Source organism: Pseudoalteromonas sp. NZS11_1, assembly GCF_015864275.1.
Taxonomy (GTDB): domain Bacteria; phylum Pseudomonadota; class Gammaproteobacteria; order Enterobacterales; family Alteromonadaceae; genus Pseudoalteromonas; species Pseudoalteromonas arctica.
The window spans coordinates 99,000-123,241 of sequence record NZ_JADYXK010000011.1 but is presented as its reverse complement, the minus strand read 5'-3'; the positions used below and the strand labels follow the sequence as shown (position 1 = coordinate 123,241).

The window sequence follows — 24,242 nt, the reverse complement described above, 5'->3', positions numbered from 1 at the left end:
TATGCTGACTTAAGTTCTGCCCCCACGTATGCAGTACGCTTGTCATGCCTAACTGGCCATGCCTCTTTCGTTTCGCAAATTTACACAGCGTTTGCCATGCGGCTTTAAATAAACAGTGATATAACGCGTTTGGGTTGTAGTGCGCAATGATATTTAACTCATGCGGGAGCGTAAAAACAAGGTGGAAATACCGACACGGTAATAAATCTTCCTGCTGTTTTTGCACCCATTTAGCCGTAGCCATCCCTTGGCAACGTGGGCAATGACGGTCTCGACAACTACACCCAATTTGTTGTACTTCACTACAGTTATCACATTGCCATGCTTGATAACCGAGCTGCCCCGTTCTGCATGATTGAAGGTGTTGGCAGACTCGTAACTGTTGATAACTCATTATGTGGTGCTGCCGATAATTCCCAAGGCCAGAATTTAAAATATCAGCGAGGTGCAAGCCGCTCATTGGTTCCCCCAACTTGCGAGTAAATCAATGCCACCATGCCCTAATTCAGGTAACCAGTGTAAGTAACTTTGCGTGGTTCTAATGTCACTATGACCAAGCTGATGTTGAAGTTGATGAAGCGGCATCCCTAACTCAAGTTGATGTGTTGCATAAGCATGGCGTAATACATGTGGATTACAGTGCTTTAAACCACACATTTGTGCATGTTTTTTCAATGCCTTTCTGAAGCTTGAGGGTGACATAGGTTTATCCATTAACCATCGTGAATAAAACATCCAGCCCGTTGGGTGATACATTTTCCAATAGCAACGTAATTGATTTAGCACGCTATCTGATACAACAACATAGCGTGACTTATCTCCTTTACCATGTTCAATTAAAATGGTTTTACGCTGTCCATCGATGTCTTGCACTTTGATGCGCAGCAGTTCGCCAATACGCAAACCACATCCATAACACACCACTATCAATGTTTTTAAGCGCATATCCGTGCAACTTTCTATAAGTCGTCGAATATCATCACGCGATAAATAAGTAGGTGCCCGAGGTTTTGCTTTAGGCAAGGCTATGTCTAAGTTCAGTGGGCGGTGTAAAATATTCTTAAACAAAAACCAAATGCTGTTTATTTGTATTTTTTGACTCGCTCTGGAGAGCTTGCGAATGGCGGGATCTTTAAAAAAGATATTCAGCTCATCATCAGTAATTAAATCGAGTGGTTTATTAAAATAATGGCTGAGTTTAAGTAAATGCTCGCAGTAANAGGCTATTTCAGTTTTGACTTGTTCAATGAGTGTATTCATTACTTACCTCCAAATATGGGATAACCCCAAGGTAAGTGTGGCTCAAATGGTCAGAATAGGATCTCCGCGTAGCGGCTTAGTTCAACAGCTTTATCAGAGGACACTTTCCTCTTTTTATGAGCAATGTATGTCCCCTTAATTATTTTTAATATTAATAACAAATCCTGTAACACATTGCCAGCTTTAAACTTTAAGTCAGGCTGTTCTTTTATTAAAATGCAGAAAAGAGGAAAACGTCCTCATTTCTTGACTTAGGAGGAAAAACGCCAATACTGTATATAAATACAGCTAATTGAGATTTAAAATGAAAACTAACTCTCCTTTCCTTAATAGTATTATCAATTATATGTATAGCCATCACTATGCTAAAAAATCTATTGAAACTTATGTCTTTTGGATTACTGCGTATATCCATTTTCATAATAAGCGGCACCCTACCAGTATGGGCAATAATGAAGTAGAAATATTTTTAAATTACTTAACAGTCACTAAAAAAGTGGCAGCGAGAACACAAGCAACCGCTTTAAATGCACTTGCTTTTTTATATAAACATATTATAAAAAATGAGCTCTCATTAGATTTAAACTTCGTTAAAAGTAACCGCCAACAGAAACTTCCTGTCGTACTTACACAAACTGAGGTGTCGCTATTTTTTAGAAATATAAATAAACGACATTATTTGATAGCAAGCCTGCTATATGGAAGTGGTTTACGGCTGATGGAGGCAGTAAAAATAAGAGTTCAAGATATTGACTTCGACTATAAAAACATACGCATTTGGAACGACAAGGGTAATAAAAATCGTATTGTGACACTTGCTGAAGAATTAATACCAATGCTAAGAAATCAAATAATTCAAGTTGATGAATATTTACAGTTAGATTTAAAAAATGATGCGTACGCCGGCGTATGGATGCCTCATCGACTTAGTAAAAAATACCCAAGCGCTAATAAGTCTTTACAATGGCAGTTTCTGTTCCCATCACATAAATTAAGTACGGACCCTGAAACAGGAGAAATAAGACGTCACCACTTAGATCATTCAGGGGTAAGAAAGGCAGTTAAACTGTCTTCAACAAAAGCTGAAATTAACAAACACGTTACCCCACATACTTTGCGCCACTCATTTGCTACGCACTTGCTGCAAAGCGGCGCTGATATACGTACAGTACAAACACAGCTAGGTCACAGTGATGTGCGTACTACGCAAATATATACCCATGTACTGCAGCAAGGCGCTAACGGGGTTATTAGCCCTTTTTCAAGATTATAAGCGTCTCTTTTTAATACTCTACAGATACATATTCACTTTCAAACCAATACCGTCATCTATTTCCATTTTAAAAACATAAAAAAAGCCCCGCTTGTTTTTACACAAGCGGGGCTCCACACTAATACTTTTCAAGAATAAAAGCGCCGATACTGCGGGCGCTTTGCATCATTGAATTTAATTACTTTAACTTACTGATTAACTACACTTTTAAGCGGATTAATCGGCTGTGCGTTATCGTCTAGTAGGTTCATATCAAAATCGAACTCATCTACACGAATCGCTTTTTCACGTTTGATGTTGTAATCAATTAACTGAACGTGTTCAGCTTGTGTGATTACGTTTGCCGCTAGTGCGTTATCAAGCGTGATGTTAAAGCGTATACCTGGTTTAATTACTTTAGCACGTAATGCTTTTTTAACTTTAGCCAGTTCGCCAAGTGATGCCATTTTAGCTTTGTAAGCTTGCTCATTAATATGATGGCCATCGCCCACTACTGGTTTAACTAAATGCGTGATTTGCGCTTTAAATGCGGTATCTAGCTGAGCTTGCTTAGCTAGTTTGCGGATTAAATCGTCGCTAATTTTTGGCATTTTAGTTGAGTAGTTCATTGTAATGAAACGAATAAACTTACGTGTACCACTTGCAGGGAAGTTATCTAAAAACTTATGCAATGCTTCTTCAGCACTTTGTAGTGCAAAACGAGTCGCGTAATGGAAATACGGCGCTGCTTGCTCACGGTCACTACTTGATACTTTTTGCTCGTAGTATTTAATTGATGCCATAGCTGCATATAAGAAGCTCATTACATCGCCTAAACGTGCCGATAGCATTTCTGCTTGTTTTAACTTACCGCCAAGTACAAGTAACGAAAAGTCTGCGTACACTGCAAGTTTTGCAGATAATTTATGTACTGCTTTTTCATAGTCGCGTACTTCTGGTAATTCAGAATTAGCACTTGCTGTAAATGGTAAAACCCCCAGGCGGAAAGCACGTAAGCTGTTTGCTGTGCTGTAACCAATTGTTTTACGCAAAATGCCGTTAAATTCTTTATCTGCGCCTTTGTCTTCGCTGTGAATTGACTCAACCATAGATTGTAAGTATGGGTGACAACGCATAACACCTTGACCAAATATCATTAGGTTACGTGTAAGAATGTTCGCGCCTTCTACCGTAATGGCAATCGGCTGAGCAACATAACCACTTGCTAATGTATTTTGTGGACCATTTTGAATCGCTTTACCTGCTTGAATATCCATTGCTGAATCAAGCACGTCGCGACCAAGCTCTGTCATGTGGTATTTAGCGATTGCGGTTACTACTGATGGTTTTAAGCCCATGCCTAAGCCTTCAGTTGTAAGTACGCGCATTGCTTCTTGTAGGTATGTTTTACCTGCAATGTCAGCTAGTTTTTCTTGAATACCTTCAAACTGGCCAATGGCTAAACCAAACTGTTCACGCACTGCTGCGTATTCTGATGCTGATTTAAATGCAACTTGTGCTGTACTAACACCTAGCGCAGGTAATGAAATACCACGGCCAGCACCTAAACAGCTAACCAGCATTTGCCAACCACGGCCGATGTTTTTCTGTCCACCAATAACAAAATCCATTGGTACAAATACTTTGTTACCACGTGTAGTACCGTTGTAAAAACGAATACCCATTGGGTCATGGCGATTACCAAGCTCTACACCTGGGTGCTCTTTTGGAATAAGTGCACAGGTAATACCTAAGCTTTCTTTGCCACCTAATAAACCATCAGGGTCCATTACTTTAAAAGCTAAACCAAGTACAGTAGCAATAGGTGCAAGCGTTATGTAGCGCTTGTCCCATGTGATCTCAAGGCCAAGTACTTCTTCGCCTTTATACATGCCTTTAGTAACTGTACCAATGTCTGGAATGCCACCTGCATCAGAACCCGCTTCTGGGCTTGTTAATGCAAAACATGGAATGTCTGTACCATTTGCTAGGCGTGGTAAGTAATGTGCTTGTTGTTCTTGCGTACCAAAGTGGAGTAATAACTCACCCGGGCCTAACGAGTTAGGAACCATTACGGTTACCGCAACTGCTGAGCTCTTAGTCGCAATTGTGCCAACAATAGTAGAGTTTGCATAAGGGCTAAACTCTAAACCACCAAACGACTTAGGAATGATAAGCGAGAAAAAACGCTCTTTTTTCAAAAATTCTAAGATGTCATTTGGTAAATGAATGCCGTTTTGAATCACTGAATCGTCAATCATGCCCAGTAGTTCTTTTACTGGACCGTCTAAGAATGCTTGCTCGTCTGCGCTTAATGTAGCAGCAGGTACATCGCGAAGTGCACTGAAATCAGGCTTACCTTGGTAGATAGAACCTTCAAGCCATACATCACCCGCGTCTAGCGCTTCTTGTTCTGTGATAGAAATACTTGGTAATACTTTTTTTAGTTTTGTACGTAAACTCATGATTGAACTCATCCGACCAGCTAAATAATAACTACATTACGTCATAAAAAATCGTTTAGATCAATTACTCTATTCAATTAATTAACAGTTTTTTCAATTTATTTTCTTTACCTGAACGTAAACTGTTGAAACACAAAGGCTTACAGTTGTACGCTGAAAAAAAGTATTTTAGCTAAAATGATGAATAAAACAGCAAAAGCGCTAGCGCTGTATCTATTTTTTTATGGGCATAAAAAAACGCAGCACAAATAGGCTACGTTTTTATTCAATTTGTAGAGGCTACATTATCAGTTAATCTAGCTAAAACTACTTAAATTTAAATCAAATTGTATAAGCGCTTCACTTAGCAACTTTAACAACTTGCTTGCCGGTAAAACCACCAGCAAGTTGTTTATTAAGTGCTTGCGATACTGACTCAGCACTAAAATCTACGGGCGTTATTTCTGGGTGTTTAATGTCGCCACTAACAGATCCTTCAAGTAACAGGTTGCCCATAAAACTCAAACGTTGTTGTGCACATAAACTATTAGCAAGCCACGCACCACCAATCGATACAACACTAATATTGGGCGCTCGGTGATACATTAAGTCTTGATCAAAACAAGGGAGCGGATTTAAGCAGGCAATACGTCCGCAAAAACGCATTAACTCAATATTACGCTGAGTACACTCACCACCAATCGTATCAATAACCGCATCAAAGCCTTGTGGGCCAAGTTCTCTGCGGATTTTTTCGCATAGCTTTTTATCGCTATAGTCAAAAACCACATCAGCGCCTAACTGCTTAACCAACTTATGATTACGCTTTGATGCTGTGGTAAATACGTCTGCACCGCGCTGCTTTGCATATTGAATAGCAAACTGCCCTACCGCTCCGGCTCCGCCTTCAATAAAAATAGTATCGCCTTCACTAATGCCTATTTTATCTAAGCTGATAAGTGCTGCCATACCGGCGCATGGAAGTGTTGCTGCAATGGCCGGATTTAAACTGCTTGGCACAACCGACACTGCAAAGTTAGGTACTTTGGTGTATTCGCTCAAAGCACCTTGCTCACCAATGTTGGCATGCCACATAACCCGCTCGCCAACATTTGGAAACACACCTTTATTAGCTTTAACCACAACACCTACGGCATCTAAGCCTAAAATGTGTGGATACTGCCATTTACAAAAGCCTGTTTTAGCAAATTGACCATCAACTGGATTTAAACCAACGTACTCTACTTTTACAAGCAGCTCGTTATCTGCACAAATAGGAACAGGCAGCTCAGCATCCGCTAAGTCAATTGCTTCATTTGGTTCTGGCAGTACAATAGCGCGCATCATTTGCGGGATAATGTATTCATGTAAATTTTCAGTATTTGGCATCAATATAACTCTACTTATTAGTGTCGTTTAACGCATAACTCCATTGGCCATTAAATGACTGGTAAGCATTTACTTTGGCAAGCAGTGAAGTGATTGTTGTTTCAACAGCATTTTCTTGTGCTATTAAAACATCCTGGCGCGCATCTAACAACTCAAGATAAGGAATTTGACCTTCTTCGTACATTGCTTGTGCTTGTAAAAATGCTTTATTAGCAAAGTCATAGCGTTCGTCAGCAAAGCGTTTTTGCTGTGCTTGATTGACCAATAATTGCAATGAAAGTTCACTTTCACTTAGTGCAGTTAATACTACTTGTTGATAATCGCTGTAAGCGGCTTCACTTAAAAACTGCTGCGCGTCGCGCTGTGCTAATAATGCTGGGTAGCTTAATAACGACCATTGCAACTGCGGCGCTACTTGCCACTGTTGGTCGGTATTTTTTAAGCCTGTGCTATCTATACTCACAACCCCTGCAAATGCAGATAAGCTAATATCTGGTAATAACGCTTTGCTAGCTGCAACACTTAAACTATTTGCTTGGCTAAAATCAAACAATGCACGGCTAATATCTGGACGTAAGGCAATGGCATTATTAGCGTTTTTTAGTGCTACGCTAAAGTCACGTTCAAGCACACCTTGCTCGTTTTCAATAGCAATATTTTGCGCTAACTTACCGCTTAGTACTGCAAGGGCAGATAAATCGCTGTATTTTGCATACTCAATGGCAGGCATTAGTGCTTGTTGCTGCCTAAGCTGCGCCATAGTACGGTTTAAATCAAGCTCGTTTGCGACGCCTTCGTCAACACGGGCTTGAAGAACGTCAATACTTTGCTCAAGCGCTTCAATTTGAAGCGTAACAATGTGTTGTTTTTCAACATTGCCTTGATAACTTACAAAGCCTTTAACGACTGACGAAACAACTTCAATTTGCAGTAAACGTACTTGCTCTGCTTGGCTCATGGCTGATGCATTTGCAGCATCAACCAACGCCGTTATACGACCAAATAAATCTAGCTGCCAATCAAGTGCAACGTTTGCACTTGATTGACGGTCATAAACGCTTGGTGCATCGCTTCGAGCTGCGCCAACATTTACGCCACCTTGCGGAAGGTACTGGGCTTTTTGCTCTCCTAGTCGCGCTAATGCACTTTTAAGTGTTAGCTGGCTTGTTTGCAAATTATAGTTATTTGCAAGCGCACCGGTAACAAGCTCATTTAGTTGATCAGAATTAAGCTTTTTCCACCAGTTTGTTTCATCAGCAACGCTAACGTTACTAGCAATATTAGCTTTGGCAACAAATTCGTTAACGGCTTTTTGCTCGCTCATGGTGTCTATTTTACTCGCACACCCGGCTAAAAACGCAGCGACTAATACTGCACTGGCGGTCAGACTTGTTTTAAGTCTTTTTTGCATTAATTTAGTCATGAGTATTCTCCTGCGCTTTCTCTTTTTTGTTAGTCACTAACATATAAAATACCGGCGTAAACAATAGGCCAAACACGGTTACACCTATCATCCCTGAGAATACTGCGTTACCCATTGCGTGTCGCATTTCGGCGCCTGCACCGGTGGCAAGTACTAACGGTACAACACCTGCTGTAAATGCAATTGAGGTCATTAATATTGGGCGCAAGCGCATACGACATGCCTCAAGTATTGCCTCTAAGTGCGATAAGCCTGAGTCGTGTCTATCTTTTGCAAACTCAACCATCAATATTGCATTTTTAGAAGCCAACGCGACCAGTACTATTAACGCTATTTGGGTGAATATGTTGTTGTCTGAGCCAACAAACCACACACCTAACAAGGCTGAGAAAATAGTCATTGGTACTATTAATATAATTGCCAGTGGTAAACGTAAGCTCTCGTACTGCGCTGCAAGTACCATAAATACAAGTAATACAACTAACGGGAATACATAAACCATGGTGTTACCGGCAAGTACTTGTTGGTACGTTACTTCAGTCCACTCATATTCAATACCTGTTGGTAGTGTGTCTGCGAGTACTTTTTCAATAGCAATTTGTGCTTGATCAGAACTATAACCTGGCGCTGGGCTACCATTTAGCTCTGCACTTGGGTAACCGTTGTAATGCATAACACGGTCAGGACCAATCGTTGGAGTTACAGTTAGTACAGACCCCAGTGGCACCATATTACCTGAGCGGTTACGTACTTTTAAATTAAGTATTTGATCAGGATCTAAGCGATAGTCAGCATCAGCCTGTGCATTTACTTGGTACGTTCGGCCAAACATATTAAAGTCATTTACGTACACAGAGCCTAAGTAAATTTGCAGTGCATTAAATACTTCATCAAGTGGAATACCTTGAATAAGCGCTTGCTCACGGTCAATATCAATATCCATTTGTGGAACTTGGATACGGAAACTTGAGTACAAGCCCATTAATGCAGGGTCTTGTTGCGCTTTAGTAATTACGGCTTGCAGACTATTAAATAAGGCTTCAAATCCTTTATTAGCTCTGTCCTCTATTTGCAGTTTAAAACCACCGGTAGTGCCTAAACCTTGAATTGGCGGCGGTGGAAATACCGCTACAAATGCTTCATCAATGGCAGCAAAACGTTTATTCAACTCTGCAGCAATCGCCATCGCTGATTGGCTTGGGTCGGTACGTTTGTCAAAGCTTTCAAGTGGTGTGAATACAATGCCGCTGTTAGGGCTATTAGTAAAACCGTTCACTGATAAGCCAGGAAAAGCAACTGTATGTGCAACGCCTGGTACTTCTAATGCAATTTGCTGCATTTGAGCAAGTACGTCTTCAGTACGATCAAGGCTTGATGCGTCAGGTAACTGCGCAATAGCCACTAAATACTGTTTATCTTGCTGTGGAATAAAGCCACCTGGTACGGTATCAAATAACTTAATTGTGCCACCAACAAGTGCAATGTAAGCCACCATTACAACAACGGTCATACGAATTAGTTTTTGTACCAGTTTTTCGTAACCTTTAGCACCACGATTAAATACGCGGTTAAATGGTTTAAATAACCAACGACCAAACAATTTATTAAGTAAACGCGTAAATGCATCTGGTTTTGCATCATGCGATTTTAATAACAATGCAGCAAGCGCAGGCGATAACGTTAATGAGTTAAACGCTGAGATAATCGTCGAAATTGTAATTGTAAGTGCAAATTGCTTATAAAACTGACCTGATAAACCGGTAATAAACGCAGTAGGAATAAATACAGCACTTAGTACTAGCGCAATGGCAATAATAGGGCCTGTTACTTCACTCATTGCAACGCGGGTTGCTTCAAGTGGCGATAAGCCTTTTTCAATATTACGCTCTACGTTTTCAACAACTACAATCGCATCATCTACAACAATACCTATGGCCAATACTAAACCAAACAACGACAAGGTATTAATTGAGACACCTAACCACTGCATTACGGCAAACGTACCAATAAGTGAAATAGGCACAGCAATTAGCGGAATAATTGATGCTCGCCAGGTTTGTAAAAATACAATAACAACAATAACTACCAGCACAATTGCTTCAAGCAACGTTGCAATTACCGCGTCAATTGAGCCGCGAACAAATACCGTAGGGTCGTACACAATGTCGTATTCAACACCAGTAGGGAAATCTTTAGATAAGCGCGCCATTGTTTCGCGTACTTGATCGGAAAGCTCAATAGCGTTTGAACCTGGGCGTTGGAATATTGGCATTGCAAGAGCTGGTTGGTTATCAAGCTCAGCACGCAGTGCGTAAGTGTCTTGACCTAAATCAACACGGGCTATATCAGATAAACGCGTTAACTGACCTTCGTCGCCTACTTTAATAATAACTTGTTCAAATTCTTCAATACTGTTTAAACGACCTTTAACGTTTAACAATATTTGAAATTGACTGTCGTTTGAAATTGGTTGCGCACCTAAGCTACCTGCAGCAACTTGCTGGTTTTGCGAGCGAAGTGCTGTTACTACATCTGTTGCTGTTAATTCGCGTGCAGCAAGTGCATCTGGGTTTAGCCATACTCGCATTGAGTATTTGCCAGCACCAAACATGCGAATATCACCTACGCCTGGTAAGCGCGCAATTTCATCTTTAATGTTTAAATCAGCATAGTTAGATAAGTAAGCTGTGTCGTGCGTTTTTTCAGGAGAGTATAAATGCACTACCATGGTTAAATCTGGTGATGACTTTTCAGCCACAACACCTAAACGTTGTACTTCTTCTGGCAAACGCGGAAGTGCACTGTTTACACGGTTTTGTACTTGTACTTGAGCACGGTCTAAATCGGTACCTAACGCAAAGGTTACCGTTAGTGTCATGCGGCCATCACTGGTACCTTGCGAAAACATATATAGCATGTTTTCAGTACCGTTAATTTCTTGCTCCAGCGGTGTTGCCACTGTTTGCGCAATAACGGTAGGGTTAGCACCCGGGTAGTTAGCGGTAACAACAACTGTTGGAGGAACTACTTCTGGGTATTCACTAACTGGTAATTGGAATAGTGATATACCACCAGCAATTAAAATAACCAATGACAGCATGGCCGCAAATATTGGACGCTGTATAAAGAAATGCGAGAATTTCATCAATAAACCTTATTGCTTAGCCACAAGTTGTGCGTTGTCATTTAACAATGTAAATGCCACACCACTTGTATCAATTGTTACTGTTTGCGGAGAGATTGGCATACCAGGGCCTACGCGAGCTGGGCCATTTACAGCAATAACATCACCTTCGTTAAGGCCCGATGTAACCGCACGTAATGCACCGTAACGCTCACCAGTAGTGATAAGTTTGTATTCAAGTACGTTGTTTTCGCCAACCGTTAATACAAAACGATTTTTTAAGTCGGTACCAATTGCACGTTCTGGGATAATAATCGCGTCGCTAATAGAGTTGGCTGCAAGCTTAATACGTGCAAACGAGCCTGCGCGTAATTGGTTGCTGTCTTCATTAAATACCGCACGTACGCGTAATGTACCCGTTGATGAATTAATTTGGTTATCAATAAAGTTAATGTAGCCTTTGTATGCAAAATCGCTTTGACCCACTTTTTGCATTACAACAGTTTGGTGGCTCGCAGCAGTAACATCATTAAAAGAGCTATTCCATGTGCGTTCATCAACATCAAAATAAGCGTACATAGCTTGGTTTGAAACAATTGACGTTAATACGCTTTGACCCGCAAGTATGTTATTACCTTTGGTAATATTTGCGCGAGAAATAATGCCATCAATTGGTGATACTACTGACGTAAACTCTAAATCAAGCTCTGCTGAAGTAAGTTGTGCTTGAAGTGCAGAAAGCTGTGCTTCGCGTTGGCGTAGTGTTGAAGTACGCGCTTGTGCTTGCTCAGTTGAGATTGCCTTGCGGTCTAATAAGCGTACCGCACGTTTGTCTTCACTTTTAGCTTGCTCTAAGGCAGCTTCTGCGCTATTGATTTGTGCTTTTAAGCTTGCAACAACCGCTGCAAATGGGCGAGCATCTAATTGAAATAAAACATCGCCTTCTTTAACCACGTCGCCTTCTTTAAATTCAATGCTATCGATGATTCCCGATACACGCGGCATTAAAGCAACTTCTTGTGGAGACTCTAAACGAGTTGTATATGTGTGCCAGCTTTGTACCGGCTTAACAAGCACCTGTGCTACATCAATTGGTTGAAGTTGCTGTGCAGGTGCTGATTGAGCTGTGCTCTCATCAGCACAACCCGCAAGTGTTAAAGATGCCGCAGTAAGTGCAGCAGCAATTAGATGTTTGTTCATGAAGACGCTCCATTGTTGATTAGCCTCGCATAATACGGATTAAACCCGTGTGTAAAAACCATAGATTTTTAAATTCATTAATGCCAAAATGGCATCAATAGATTAGTTAAGGTGTAATAATGGATACAACAAGTCGACTTTTAATGTTACTTGAAGTGGTTGAGCAAGGCTCTTTTGCAAAAGCTGCAGAAATACGCAACATAGATCGCTCTGTTATATCTAAACAAATTAGCCGTTTAGAGGATGAGTTAGGCGTTAGGTTACTTAACCGAACCACGCGTTCATTTTCGCTCACAGCGGCGGGTGCCGAAATGATCAAAAAAGCCGCTGAGCTTAGAGAGCTGCTCGGCGAAACCGTACGCATGGCTGAAAACTACCATTTAGAACCGCGTGGCGTATTAAAAATCACTTCTTCAACACTTATTGGTCGTCGTTATTTACAACCTGTACTTAATGATTTTCAAAAACGCTTTCCTCAAGTAGAAGTTGAACTGCGTTTAGACGATAGATTAGTAGATATAGTCTCTGAAGGATTTGATTTGGCTTTTCGTGTAGGTGAGCCTAAAGATTCGTCACTTATTGCACGTAAAATAGCGCGTAACCGATTATTAATTTTAGCTGCACCGCAGTTTATTGAAACTTACGGTATGCCAAAAACAATCGAAGAGTTAGCGCAATTACCAGCAGCAAGCTATGCCAGTAATTCTATTCGAGTAGAAACCATAGATTACTACGATAGTAAGGGTGAACGCTGCGAGCAAAAAATAAAAAGTGTGTTTCGTGCTAATGATGCCGAGTCATTGTTAATGAAAACATTATCGGGAACAACTTACTTTGTTGCCCCTGCATTTATTATTGGTGATGAAATAATACAAGGTAAGCTAGTGCCTTTATTGACCGATGTAAAACTGATGGAGTTTAGTGCGATGTATGCCGTATATCCGCACCGAGATTTACCAGTGAGGACCCGGTTGTTTTTTGATGCTGTGCGCGAGCATTTAGGAAAAGATAAACCGATTTGGGAAAACGGGATCCCCAATTTTGAGCAAATGTATTAAGTAACCCTGCTTAAGCAACTACCGTTTCGTAGTCATGTTCTTTTTTAAACTTACAATACACTTTATTGCGGCCAAATTGTTTTGCTTTATATAACTGTTTATCTGCTTGGTTTACAAAGCTTTCCAATGAATTAGTACTTTTAAATTTTGCAACACCAATACTGGTTGTAACATTAATTGCAAGGCCGTCAATGTCAAATGTGGTATTTTCAAAGCGTGCTCTTATTTGTTCAGCGGTATTAAGTGCAGCCTCTTCATTTGCAAAAGAGCTAAATAAAGCAAACTCTTCACCGCCTACTCTAAATACATACCCTCTACCAAGCACAACTCTTAGTAAAGTGGCCACTTCGATAAGTACTTGGTCACCGACACCATGGCCATGCTCATCATTTATCTGCTTAAAAAAGTCTAAATCGAGTAAAAACAAATATAACTGTGACTTATCTTGTAGTTCAACTTCAAAATAGTGGTTCATTGAAAGGCGATTACCTGCACCCGTTAACGGATCAAGTAACGCTAAATTTTTAAGGCGCTTTGAAAAATGTGAGCGGCTCCCTTCAAAAACATGAGAAATCGCCCAAATACTTAAATAAGCACAGAGTAGATTAAGGGATAAGTTAAAAGTTTCAAAGGGGGCAAGTGTAGACTTACTCCCTAAAATAAACACTTGGATAACTAATAAATTTGCAGAGAAAATTACACCATATTGTTTACCTAATAACAGGTAGTACAAAATAGGTAATGCAAATGACCATACAAACACACCATTACGAGGCGATGCTAAGGATGTACCTAAAATAACAATTAGCGTTATAAGTACACACATTATTAAGGATTGCCAAAACTGTAGTGGACGGCGTATAAGTGAAATATAAGTAAATATACAATAAATAGAAAAACAGATTTCGATGTAGCCAAGCAATGGAAAGTTATTTACGGTTAAATTAAATCCCGCAAATCCTACCGATAAAAAACCAAAACAAAGACACATCCCTCTCAGAACGTCCTTTCTTAATGATTTAGTGCTATTAAGAGCCGCGATATCCATTCTAATCACTTAATAAAAATAAAAAGTAAGTTTAACGTGAAAATACAATTTAACAAGCCTTGTTGATATAAAACCATGTAGATACAACCAGTTATTTACATTTTAGGGATAATGTAGTGTGTTTTAGAAACACGTTTGATGCTTTAATATCACTAAGTGGCTTTAACAACTAGCCACCTAACATGGATAAATTAGTAGTAATACCTGTATTACCTTGGTGTAAAAGGTGAGTTGGCTTTTTGGTTTTAATATAACGAGATAACAATGCCATTAATTCACTGTTTGAACTGTCGTTCATATATTCTCTTAGCGAAATACCCTCTTCAGAAAACAAACACAAGTGCAGATTCCCTTTTGCTGTAACCCTTAATCGGTTACAGGTACTACAAAAGTCGTTGCTGTAAGGCATGATCAAACCAATTCTGCCTTGATAATCAGGATGAGCAAACTCTTGAGCAGGACCTGCTGATGCACTACGCGCAACTTGCTGCCAACCCGTTTGTAATAACTGAGTTTTTAAAACTTGCCCAGAAACATGGTTAGCATCAAAAAAAGCTTTGTTGTCGTTTGTTTGCATCAATTCTATAAAGCGGATGGTAACGGGACGGTGTTTAACCCAGTTTAAAAATGTATCAAACTCTTTTGCGTTGTATTGCTTCATCAGCACGCTGTTTATTTTTACCGAATCAATACCCGTTTCAAGCGCAGTATCAATGCCTTTCATTACTGAGGTAAATTTGTCATGCCCAGTAATGGTGTTAAACATGCGTGAATCTAAACTATCAATGCTTACATTAATGGCGTTTAAGCCTGCATCTACCCAGTCATGAATATTCTTATGAAGAGAAAAACCATTGGTAGTCATTGCAATTTTTTTTATGCCCGCGACATCTTTTGCCGCGCGAACAACATCTATAAAATCTTTTCTAAGGGTTGGCTCTCCGCCAGTGATCCTTACTTTTTCGATACCATGGTGTGCAAACGCTTTAAGCGTGTTGCTAATTTCATCAATTGTGAGAAAACCACGGTCATGACCGCCCTGATAACCATCTGGTAAACAATAAACACACTTAAAATTACATACATCAGTAATAGACAAACGTAAGTAACTAAACTCTCGCCCTGTTGGGTCGATTAGCATAAATAAACCTTAACTAATATCAACAAGTAATAACAACCTAATACCAATTTGCAATAATACTTAATCATTTAATTAAGCGAATTAGTATAAACAACGCTACTTATTGATACATAAATAATAATTACATAAATATATTTAATAACTTAAAGGAGCAGCATAAAGCATACCCCTTTAGTTATTTTTGTTTTACGCTTCTAAGCCTTTTTTAAGTTCGCTTGGCTTCATTGGTAGGTCACGTAAACGCACGCCTACTGCATTAAATACAGCATTACCAATCGCAGGAGCAACCCCTATAACGCCAGGTTCGCCTAAACCAACTGGAAACTCATCACTTTGTAAAAATTCAATGTCAATATCTGGCACATCTTGCATTCTTAGCGGTAAATAAGTATTAAAGTTAGTCGCTGATACCTGTCCATCTTTATACGTATTTGATTCATGCAATGCAAGGCTGCTGCCCCATAGTAACGACCCTTCAATTTGCGCCAATGCGCCATCTGGGTGAACTATTAAGCCCGCATCTACAACAACATAAAGCTTTTTAAGCGTTATTTTACCACTATCACGGTTAACGTGAACATGCGCTGCGGTTGCAAGCCATGCTGGCATAGTACGTTCTTGCCCTGAGCTTACAGAAAAACCAATGCCCTCATCTTTAGCTAATTTAACAGAAGCTACTTTGTCAGACACCGTTTTAAGCACATTACGTAAGCGCAGTGCTCCACCAACGCTCTCAGGTGCTTTACCCGCTTGCTTGCCTTTACCATCTAACATTTCAATTCTAAATTGAACTGGATCTTTGCCTTGCTTATGGGCAATTTCATCAATAAACGACTCAAGGCTCCAAGCAATCCAACCTGGCCCTACTGAACGTAACCAACCTGGAGTAAAGGTGCTTTGTGCAACTTCGTTATTAATAGCGCGTGCACGATGACTGCTCATGCTATACCAATGATCGGCGCCCGATGCCGAAAATGCATCAAATTTACCTTTACCATCAACACCCGGTGATAAAAACCCAGGTGCCATTGCTTTAGTAGGCCAACCTGCAGCAAATGCATGCTCTAAACCAGTAAAAGTACCGTTTTTATCAAACGACGCCGTCATTTTTGCAGCAGATGCAGAACGAGACTGATCGAATAAACTATCGTCTGCTCGTGTAAATACCAGTTTTACTGGTTTACCTACTGCTTTTGCGGTTAGAGCTGCAGGTACAGTCCAGTCACCAAATAATCGACGACCAAAACCACCACCTAAATAATAAGGACGAATAATTACTTTGTTTTGTTCTATTTCGAGTGCTTTAGCAAGCGCAGGTAACGTAAGTGACTGCCATTGGTTACCAGTATGAATAATCCAATTTCCGTCTTTAAATTCTGCAACCGCATTTAATGGCTCTAGCTGATAATGACTTGCTGTCGCTGTGGTATACATTGATTCTAACGACTCACTGGCGTCTGCTTGGGTTTTCTTTATATCGCCTTGATCAACAAATAAAGTACCCGAGTCGCGTTGCTCGCATAATCGCTTACCTTCTTTTTGAATATCAGCTTCAGATATATTTGCTGACTCACCCTTTTTGTAACTCACCTTTAAAGCATCTACTGCTTTAATGGCACTTGGGTAACTATCAGCTAATACAACAACCCAGCCTTGCACTGTGTTACTAGGGTCATTTAAAATTTCATAGCCTTTGTAACCTTTAATAGCTTTTGCTGCACTATCGTCAACGTTTGTTACTGTGCTGCCATAACGGGTTGGCGGTATTACTGGTCGCGCGTACAGCATGCCTTCAACTTCTACATCTATCCCATATACTGCGGTACCATTTGTTTTGGCTGGTATATCAAGCGCTTTAAAGTCTTGTTTAAGCCCAGTTAAATGACGTTTATTAGCAGGTTTTAGTGGAAGGTTTGCAACTTCATCACTGGTAAATGTACGATTAAACTCGCCTTTTTTAACTATGTCAGCATAACTAACCGATTTTTCGCCTGCAATAATATAGCCCTTTTCAGCACGACATTTGTCTGCAGGCACGCCGAGCATTTTAGCTCCGGCTTCTATTAATGCAATTCGACCCGCAGCGCCGGCTTGAGATAATGGCTTGAAGCTTTGAAATACAGACCACGAACCACCCGTTACCATAAAGCCCCATTTTTCATGGGTATCTACGTAGGTAATTGATACTTTATCCCAATCACATTCAAGCTCATCAGCCACAATGCGCGCAAGAGCAGTACCAATATGTTGACCCATTTCAGCTTTAGCAATACTCACTTCTACGGCGCCGTCGGTGCTCATAGTCCACCAAATAGTGGGTGAAAAAGCTTGTTGCGCAATTGATTCTTTTGCACTGACCGAACCCGAAAATAACGCAGGGGCAAACGCCATGACTAAGCCTGCGCTAGCAGTGCCAATCATAAACGAGCGACGATTTAAATTAACGGTTTCGCTATTTTTTTGAAATAATTTTTTCATTATCGGCTCCAGTTAAGCGTCTTGTGCATTTGGATCAAATATATTTACTACACTTTGTGACTCATCTGCAGCGCGTTGAATAGCAGTTTTAATACGTTTATAAGCCATACAGCGACAATAGTTACCATTCATATGGCTTACTATTTCTTCATCTGAAGGACTTGGATTAGCTGCTAGTAATGTAGCAGCTTGCATTATTTGCCCCGACTGACAGTAACCGCACTGTGGTACTTGCTCTTCAACCCATGCTTTTTGAAGTGGGTGTTCGTTATTAAGCCCTTCAATTGTAGTAATGTTTTTTCCTGCAATTGCGCCAATTGGTAAAACACATGAGCGAGTTGCTTGCCCATCTAAATGCACCGTACACGCACCACACATTGCAATACCGCAACCAAACTTCGTACCTTTTAATCCAATTTCATCACGAATAACCCATAACAATGGTGTATCTTCACTTGCGTGTGATTCAACCACCTTGCCATTAATTGTAAACGTCACCATAGCTTGCCCCTTGATTAAGCTTTATAACCCGTGTTTAAATTATTTAATTTAAACACGGGTTATAACAGTTAAGATTGTTGTAACTACTAACCCATAACACATATAGTTACCGCATCAGCTACATTAACAGCTAAATACCATAACCACTGCACTAAAGCGTTAGCGCAGCTAAAACTTATTTTGCCCTACTAATACTTTTTCACTCATTTTTAGCTATAAAATTACTTAGCTGCTTTTGAGTATCTATGTCTAAACTCGCACTACGTAAACTAATTGTATTGACGACCTCACTGCTGAAGCGCAGTAATTGCTGTGCACCTCTATCTGAAGTTAAGCTTGCAAGCTGAGATAAATCAACCACTGGGAATATAGCGGGTACACCTAAACGCTCGCCATAGTTTGCGCACCAGCGCGATGGATTACGTGTAAAACCAGTAACTAGCTCACTTAAGTGCGCTACTTTTAGCTCAACCTGATCCGCGAGCATAAATAAAATCCCATCAAAGGACTTATTTTTAAACACTGTTTGAGAAGCTATCGCGATTGAATTACCTAAACCTTGGCTCCATTGCTTGTTCTCAATGAGCTCTATGTTTTTATAACCTGCCAGTGCTTGTGATACTTCTTTATGCCATGCCCCGGTAACTACATACACCGGCGTGTCATCAAGTGCTTGAAGTGTATTTACTGCATGCTCAATCATTGTTTTGCCAAACCCGATATCAGCCGTTAATTTACAGCCGTTAAAGCGAGATGATTGACCTGCGGCTAAAACAACTTTTGCAATTAGCACGCCTCTTGCCCCCAATGGCTTAGCGATTGGGCGTTTTTGTCACACAGCACTGCATGTATTTCGCTGATCAGCGATAGTGCAATACTCTCTGGCGAGTCGCCGCCTAAATTTAAACCGACAGGCCCAAAAACAGGAGACTTTATTTGTGAAACACGCGTATTTGCGTGCTCTAAAACTTGTTCACGTCTGTGCTTAGGACCCAATAACCCTATGTATTTAAATGGAACATCTTTAAATTGAGCCAACGTACTGGCGTCAAGTTCAACGCTGTGAGCCATTAAAATAGCAGCATCGACTTTATTGGTTATGCAATATTCTTTTAACTCACTCGGTGTGGAGCGCAAAATAGCATCTGCATTTTTAAAATATTGCCTTTTTGCATTAGCCGCGCGTGTATCCCATACAGTTACACTCCAACCAAGTTGTTTGGCAAATGTATAAACCGGAACTGCATCGGCCCCACCACCCACTATTAATAAATGAGGAGGCGGATAAATAGAAGTTTGCAAGCACGTAGCGCCTTGTAATTCTACCAACTGCGCTTTGCGGTTCATTGATAAACCATGTAACTCATCATTTTGCGTAAATACACCACTGCCGGCTGGCAAAATGGGGCTTACTTGTTGAAGGTATCGCCCTGGTTTATTCTCATTAAGTGCTTTAGATACAAGCTCTAGCTGTAAATAGTCATTAGCTTTGTGAATGGGCTGCAGTAAAATATGTACTATGCCCCCACAACCAATGCCAAGTTGAAATGTTAAATCGTCTTCATCGGTGGCATCATAACTAATGGTTTTACTGGTTAAAGTACTCATTACTTGTTTAGCGTGGCGCTGTATGTCAGCTTCTAAACAGCCTCCCGAAAGCATCCCCAAGCGCTCGCCTAGGCTCGAAATAAGCATCATAGCCCCTAGTTTTCTGTAGCTAGAGCCTTCAATTTTGTACAAAGTAGCTAAAACCCATTCTTGGTTGTCCCTATTGAGATACCAAGTGTTTAAGATACTTTTCAAATCTGTAACCATATATTGCCCTTTAAAAAGCATTTTTTGCGTTTAAAAACAAACCAGCCTAAACAGCTAATTTAAAACTTAATAATTCACGCACAATTTAGTTTTCTATTATATCGTTTAAGGTCTCAATTAACTCATCAAATTGATCATTAACGCTTTGGCGTTGTTTATCATTTAGAGTTAGGTTTAATTCGTAGAGTAAATTTATATATAAATTTAAGTTTGCTTCATTGCTTTTCAATAGTGCGTCGCTCATATAAAGTTCGCGCTCTTCAATAACCGTACTTAACTGATTTATAAGTTCTTTTTTTGTAATTTCAGCATTTGTAAATACCTGTTTGGCTGCATTCAAACGGTTTTGCTTGTACTCTAACCACAGCGCTCCTGAGTCTTGATGTTGTTCATTAGTTGATTTAATCAGCGCTTTTTGTTGTTTATTAAGCTTGCCTATCCACTGCTCGTAGTATTCAAATTGCTCTTCTAAACGCTCACTTTTTCGCTCAAGCGGGGTTTGTTCGTTAAACTCTTCGCGTTCGTCGTTAATTTTTATTTGGATATTGTCTAAAAGCTCACCTCTTTGCTCACTTGATAGGGTTGCCCCAAGTTCAGCTAAAGGCAGTTTTGCGTACCCAAGTAGGTTCTGCCAATGTTGTTTTGCAAGCACAACCTGTGTTTTTAATTGTTTAGCCTCCAATGTTTGGTTAAACAATACTTTTATATTTTGTATGTCTTGTCTGTAGGCGGGTAACTGGGTAGTTCGGTGCCAATTTTGTGTTGTTGTAATTATGTTTTTTAGCTGTGTATTTTGCTTTTTATTTAAATCAACATAATCGTCAACCCAAAACGATGAAAGCCAACTCAAATTATTGTAAGTAAAAGATGCCGAACAACTACATAAAAACAACATACTTACAGCAAGGCATATCTGTTTTAGTTTTTTTGCTTTGAAATTATTAAGCATAACCTTCTCTATTATTTAGATTGTGGCAAAGCTCAAAACTCATTTGATAATAATTATCATTTAAGTGTTGACTTGCATTTAGATCTAACTGATAATCGTTCGCACAAACACAGTGTAACAACCTCAGTGCCTACGGAAGAATATTCAGCAAGGATGCTGACACATTAAAAGAAGAGCGTGCCGCTTCGTGTTATTACTTACTCGACCCAAGTAATAACATCAAATATCACATTTACTTGCTACATTGCTCATATTAGTGACGGTTAATATGACTCAAAAAAGCCCTAACGGGCTTTTTTTATTTCTTTAAATTTTCTATAAAATCTGTATCTTACACTTCTTAAACTCGTTTACTTACCTTAAAAGTCCACCGCGCTATTATTTACATTTTATACGCACGATCTGATAAGGTATCGCCTTGCGTTTGCGCTAAAGCTGGCGTAAAACATAACAGTAGACACCCTTTTTTGCATCTATTTATAATAATCGATTTAGTCTCTACTTAAATGCATTGAGTATTAAACGTTTAAAATGCGCAAATAGTGCAAAAATTTAATAATTTAGCATTTAACTAAAGTCTGTTTACCTTTCGGGATTAAAACTTGTTCTATTTAGGCCCTATTTAATCGCGGCAAGATATACTGGCCCTAAAACCTATCGTAACTATTACTAATTGGAGACATTAATATGTCACAGTTTAATTTGAAAGCACTCGTTCTTGCTGGCGTTTTACTTGCCAGCCCTTTCGCTCATGCAACATTAGAAGATGGCATAAGAGCAGCTAACGAAGGTGAATTTGCAGTCGCCCTAAAAGAATTTCAATACCTTGCCGATAAAGGTTTTGCGCCAGGAATTTACGAACTAGCTAAATTATACGAAGGTGGATACGGTGTAACACGCGATTACCGCAAAGCAGCTGCGCTTTATCAACAAGGCGTTAAAAAGAACCATCCGGATTCAATGTTTGCGTTAGCTGTTTTATACGACGAAGGTAAAGGCGTAAAGCTTGATCACCAAATGGCTGTTACCTTATTTGAAAAAGCAGCCAATAAAAACCTGCCTGCGGCTCAGTTTAATTTAGGTGTAATGTATTCCAATGGCGTGGGCGTTACGCGAGATTATGAAGCGGCACGCAACTGGTACGAAAAAGCAGCTGCAAACAATTACTCTTTAGCACAATTCAATTTAGCCCTCATGTATTTTGAAGGGCTAGGTATGCCAAAAGATTTAGAAAAGTCGTACATTTGGAATACTATCGCTGAGTACAACGGCAATATGCAAGCGAGTCATAGCCGCAAACTTGATGAGCGTAAAATGCTGCCTAAAGAAATTGAAGAAGCTAAAGAAAAAGCCGATGCCATTTATGCAAAAATACAAGTGGGTACCTATGCTGGCGAAGGTCGCTTATTTTAAAGTTTAAGACTATTAAGAGTTTAAGACCTTAACCTTAGTTTGAAACTAATCTAAAAAAGGCTGAATTACATAACGTAATTCAGCCTTTTTAATATATCTTGATTTAGCAGATTCAAAATCTATTCAACTTTACAAAATCAACACACTCTTATTTTATGTAAAGCCACTTTAGTAGCTTAATAAGAAGTTTGCTTTGTTTTAGCAGCATAACAATACGAGGATTAAACGAGCCCGATACTAACGTATTTTTAGCATGGCTAAACGTTAAAAACCCTTCTATGCCATGATAATGCCCCATTCCTGAATGCCCTACACCACCAAAAGGGGCATCGTCAGCAGTTACTTGCACTAACGTATCGTTTATTGCCACAGTGCCACTGATTGTTTGCTTCATAATGTATTCTTGAGCGTGCTTATCTTGCCCTAAAATATAAAGCGCTAACGGGTGGTGATGGGCTTTAATATAGTCAATTGCGCTGTCGAGCGTGTCATAACTCATTATTGGTAGTATTGGGCCAAATAGCTCATCTTGCATTAGCTGCATTTCGTCAGTTACTTGAGTCACTAAATGCAGCCCCATACGATGTTTTTGCTCATCTTGCTGGTTTTGCTCAAGTGGCTTAATAATGTTTGCGCCAAGCTCTTGTGCTTGCTCTAAGTAGGTTGCTAAACGTTTATAGTGTGCATCGCTAATAATAGAGGTTAAGTTTTTACCTTCAACACCGTCTTTAAAGTGCTTTTTATAAAGCTCGCATAATTGCTGAACCAGCTGATGCTCAAGCGCTTTGGGTACAAATACGTAGTCGGGAGCAACGCATATTTGCCCTGCGTTGGCCATTTTTCCAAACAGTATGGCTTGTGCCGCTTTTTTAATATCGGCATTTTGCGTAATAATAACTGGCGATTTACCACCGAGCTCAAGCGTTACTGGTGTTAAATTACGACTCGCTGACGCCATTACTAATTTACCTACGGCCGATGACCCCGTAAATAATAAATGAGCAAATGGCAGTGATGAAAACTGCGCGGCTACGTCGCTACCGCCTTGTATTATTTTGCAATGCGTTTGCATGTCGTCTTTAAATATTTTTTCGATAACGACGTTTGTGTGAGGTGTAAACTCGCTTAATTTAAGCATCACTCTATTACCGGCAGCTATGGCGGTAAGCACAGGTACTAACGCTAACTGAATCGGGTAATTCCACGGTGCAATAATACCAACCACACCTTTAGGTTGGTAATTAACACTTACTTTTGAAGGCCACAAACTTAAACCTACAGAGCGATTACTTGGCTTTGCCCATTTTGATAGCTTTTTGATAATGTGCGCGAGTGTTTGAACCGTAGGCAATATATCGCCAAGTAAAGTATCGAAAGCGGTTCTGTAACCAAAGTCTTTTGAAGCAGCATCCACTAGCTCTTGCTCAAGTTCAACAATACGTACACGGAGTTTTTTTAATAAAACGAGACGTTTATCAATTGGCAAGTAAGGTGTTTCGAGAAAGCTTTTTTGCAATTCATCAAATTGGGGAATTAAAGGCATTGCCTGTGATGTGTCGGTGCTCAAAATAGATTACTCAATTTTTAAAGTTACCGCAGACTATAACCTTGTTCTGTTTTTCGAGCAATAACACTAATTTGCTTGAAAGCGTAATATATAACTTGAGTTTTTAAGGGTAAATCTACCCTAAGCAACTCTTTTGAACACTAATGGTGTGAATTTAACTGAAATGATTGGATATAAAGA

Annotated in this window: 18 protein-coding genes; 3 read left to right on the top strand and 15 right to left on the bottom strand. The window is 39.9% G+C overall.

The genetic code is table 11. The annotated features are described in order from the left end of the window. Together I6F44_RS10210 and I6F44_RS10205 are read right to left on the bottom strand one after the other, a co-directional pair. A partial coding sequence (locus I6F44_RS10210) for an IS91 family transposase (protein ID WP_197173728.1) occupies nucleotides 1-460 on the bottom strand: 460 nt, incomplete at its 3' end. Continuing rightward, entirely contained in the window at nucleotides 457-1,260 is an 804-nt protein-coding gene (locus tag I6F44_RS10205; protein WP_197173727.1) for a tyrosine-type recombinase/integrase, read from the bottom strand. The genes I6F44_RS10205 and I6F44_RS10210, both read right to left, overlap by 4 nt. 304 nt (nucleotides 1,261-1,564) lie before the next feature. Between I6F44_RS10205 and I6F44_RS10200 the strand changes: the two genes are divergently transcribed. Beyond that, complete coding sequence (locus I6F44_RS10200) at nucleotides 1,565-2,533, top strand: integron integrase (RefSeq protein ID WP_121955249.1); 969 nt, start codon at nucleotides 1,565-1,567, stop codon at nucleotides 2,531-2,533. A 188-nt stretch (nucleotides 2,534-2,721) separates the two neighbouring features. On the opposite strand, the gene I6F44_RS10195 is transcribed toward I6F44_RS10200, so the two are convergent. The 5 genes from I6F44_RS10195 to I6F44_RS10175 all read right to left on the bottom strand — a co-directional run bounded on the left by I6F44_RS10195 (nucleotide 2,722) and on the right by I6F44_RS10175 (nucleotide 12,092). Further along, nucleotides 2,722-4,977: an acyl-CoA dehydrogenase gene (locus I6F44_RS10195; protein ID WP_121955254.1), complete on the bottom strand. Its 2,256-nt coding sequence runs from the start codon at nucleotides 4,975-4,977 to the stop codon at nucleotides 2,722-2,724. Nucleotides 4,978-5,316: 339 nt separating this feature from the next. Then, on the bottom strand, nucleotides 5,317-6,345 hold the full coding sequence (locus I6F44_RS10190) for a zinc-binding dehydrogenase (protein WP_121955250.1): 1,029 nt from the start codon (nucleotides 6,343-6,345) through the stop codon (nucleotides 5,317-5,319). A 10-nt stretch (nucleotides 6,346-6,355) separates the two neighbouring features. Beyond that, nucleotides 6,356-7,768: a TolC family protein gene (locus I6F44_RS10185; RefSeq protein ID WP_121955251.1), complete on the bottom strand. Its 1,413-nt coding sequence runs from the start codon at nucleotides 7,766-7,768 to the stop codon at nucleotides 6,356-6,358. Continuing rightward, a complete protein-coding gene (locus I6F44_RS10180; RefSeq protein ID WP_121955252.1) occupies nucleotides 7,761-10,913 on the bottom strand; it encodes an efflux RND transporter permease subunit in 3,153 nt (1,050 codons plus the stop codon). Before I6F44_RS10180 ends, I6F44_RS10185 begins: the two co-directional genes overlap by 8 nt. Before the next feature lie 9 nt (nucleotides 10,914-10,922). Further along, nucleotides 10,923-12,092 (bottom strand): efflux RND transporter periplasmic adaptor subunit, encoded by a 1,170-nt coding sequence (locus I6F44_RS10175; RefSeq protein WP_010553924.1) that lies wholly within the window; start codon nucleotides 12,090-12,092, stop codon nucleotides 10,923-10,925. Between the two features lie 119 nt (nucleotides 12,093-12,211). On the opposite strand from I6F44_RS10175, the gene I6F44_RS10170 reads away from it, so the two are divergent. Beyond that, entirely contained in the window at nucleotides 12,212-13,150 is a 939-nt protein-coding gene (locus I6F44_RS10170) for a LysR family transcriptional regulator (RefSeq protein WP_007582020.1), read from the top strand. Nucleotides 13,151-13,160: 10 nt separating this feature from the next. Here I6F44_RS10170 and I6F44_RS10165 read toward each other — a convergent pair whose 3' ends face one another. From I6F44_RS10165 to I6F44_RS10135, 7 genes are all read right to left on the bottom strand, one after another. Continuing rightward, nucleotides 13,161-14,198 (bottom strand): GGDEF domain-containing protein, encoded by a 1,038-nt coding sequence (locus I6F44_RS10165; protein WP_024593166.1) that lies wholly within the window; start codon nucleotides 14,196-14,198, stop codon nucleotides 13,161-13,163. Nucleotides 14,199-14,367: 169 nt separating this feature from the next. After that, a complete protein-coding gene (moaA, locus tag I6F44_RS10160) occupies nucleotides 14,368-15,339 on the bottom strand; it encodes a GTP 3',8-cyclase MoaA (protein ID WP_007582018.1) in 972 nt (323 codons plus the stop codon). A 186-nt stretch (nucleotides 15,340-15,525) separates the two neighbouring features. Beyond that, a complete protein-coding gene (locus I6F44_RS10155) occupies nucleotides 15,526-17,817 on the bottom strand; it encodes a xanthine dehydrogenase family protein molybdopterin-binding subunit (RefSeq protein ID WP_121955117.1) in 2,292 nt (763 codons plus the stop codon). Nucleotides 17,818-17,829: 12 nt separating this feature from the next. After that, the gene (locus tag I6F44_RS10150; RefSeq protein ID WP_007582016.1) at nucleotides 17,830-18,318 is read right to left on the bottom strand and encodes a (2Fe-2S)-binding protein; all 489 of its coding nucleotides are present in this window, start codon (nucleotides 18,316-18,318) and stop codon (nucleotides 17,830-17,832) included. A gap of 199 nt (nucleotides 18,319-18,517) precedes the next feature. Beyond that, complete coding sequence (locus tag I6F44_RS10145) at nucleotides 18,518-19,111, bottom strand: nucleotidyltransferase family protein (protein WP_197173726.1); 594 nt, start codon at nucleotides 19,109-19,111, stop codon at nucleotides 18,518-18,520. Further along, nucleotides 19,105-20,133 carry an XdhC family protein gene (locus I6F44_RS10140; protein WP_121955119.1) on the bottom strand — a complete coding sequence of 343 codons (1,029 nt, stop codon included), beginning with the start codon at nucleotides 20,131-20,133 and terminating at the stop codon, nucleotides 19,105-19,107. Before I6F44_RS10140 ends, I6F44_RS10145 begins: the two co-directional genes overlap by 7 nt. Before the next feature lie 85 nt (nucleotides 20,134-20,218). Then, on the bottom strand, nucleotides 20,219-21,082 hold the full coding sequence (locus I6F44_RS10135; protein ID WP_165735933.1) for a DUF6279 family lipoprotein: 864 nt from the start codon (nucleotides 21,080-21,082) through the stop codon (nucleotides 20,219-20,221). A 687-nt stretch (nucleotides 21,083-21,769) separates the two neighbouring features. Here I6F44_RS10135 and I6F44_RS10130 point away from each other — a divergent pair. Continuing rightward, complete coding sequence (locus I6F44_RS10130; RefSeq protein ID WP_007582012.1) at nucleotides 21,770-22,495, top strand: tetratricopeptide repeat protein; 726 nt, start codon at nucleotides 21,770-21,772, stop codon at nucleotides 22,493-22,495. 148 nt (nucleotides 22,496-22,643) lie between these two features. On the opposite strand, the gene I6F44_RS10125 is transcribed toward I6F44_RS10130, so the two are convergent. Next, nucleotides 22,644-24,062: a coniferyl aldehyde dehydrogenase gene (locus I6F44_RS10125; RefSeq protein ID WP_197173725.1), complete on the bottom strand. Its 1,419-nt coding sequence runs from the start codon at nucleotides 24,060-24,062 to the stop codon at nucleotides 22,644-22,646. Between the last annotated feature and the right edge of the window lie 180 nt (nucleotides 24,063-24,242).

Bases quoted from the DNA above. Each gene is read 5' to 3' on its own strand.
- I6F44_RS10135 (WP_165735933.1), bottom strand. From the start codon at position 21,082: ATGCTTAATAATTTCAAAGCAAAAAAACTAAAACAGATATGCCTTGCT.
- I6F44_RS10175 (WP_010553924.1), bottom strand. From the start codon at position 12,092: ATGAACAAACATCTAATTGCTGCTGCACTTACTGCGGCATCTTTAACA.
- I6F44_RS10185 (WP_121955251.1), bottom strand. From the start codon at position 7,768: ATGACTAAATTAATGCAAAAAAGACTTAAAACAAGTCTGACCGCCAGT.
- I6F44_RS10190 (WP_121955250.1), bottom strand. From the start codon at position 6,345: ATGCCAAATACTGAAAATTTACATGAATACATTATCCCGCAAATGATG.
- I6F44_RS10200 (WP_121955249.1), top strand. From the start codon at position 1,565: ATGAAAACTAACTCTCCTTTCCTTAATAGTATTATCAATTATATGTAT.
- moaA (WP_007582018.1), bottom strand. From the start codon at position 15,339: ATGCTAATCGACCCAACAGGGCGAGAGTTTAGTTACTTACGTTTGTCT.
- I6F44_RS10170 (WP_007582020.1), top strand. From the start codon at position 12,212: ATGGATACAACAAGTCGACTTTTAATGTTACTTGAAGTGGTTGAGCAA.
- I6F44_RS10130 (WP_007582012.1), top strand. From the start codon at position 21,770: ATGTCACAGTTTAATTTGAAAGCACTCGTTCTTGCTGGCGTTTTACTT.
- I6F44_RS10195 (WP_121955254.1), bottom strand. From the start codon at position 4,977: ATGAGTTTACGTACAAAACTAAAAAAAGTATTACCAAGTATTTCTATC.
- I6F44_RS10150 (WP_007582016.1), bottom strand. From the start codon at position 18,318: ATGGTGACGTTTACAATTAATGGCAAGGTGGTTGAATCACACGCAAGT.
- I6F44_RS10155 (WP_121955117.1), bottom strand. From the start codon at position 17,817: ATGAAAAAATTATTTCAAAAAAATAGCGAAACCGTTAATTTAAATCGT.
- I6F44_RS10165 (WP_024593166.1), bottom strand. From the start codon at position 14,198: ATGGATATCGCGGCTCTTAATAGCACTAAATCATTAAGAAAGGACGTT.
- I6F44_RS10180 (WP_121955252.1), bottom strand. From the start codon at position 10,913: ATGAAATTCTCGCATTTCTTTATACAGCGTCCAATATTTGCGGCCATG.
- I6F44_RS10140 (WP_121955119.1), bottom strand. From the start codon at position 20,133: ATGGTTACAGATTTGAAAAGTATCTTAAACACTTGGTATCTCAATAGG.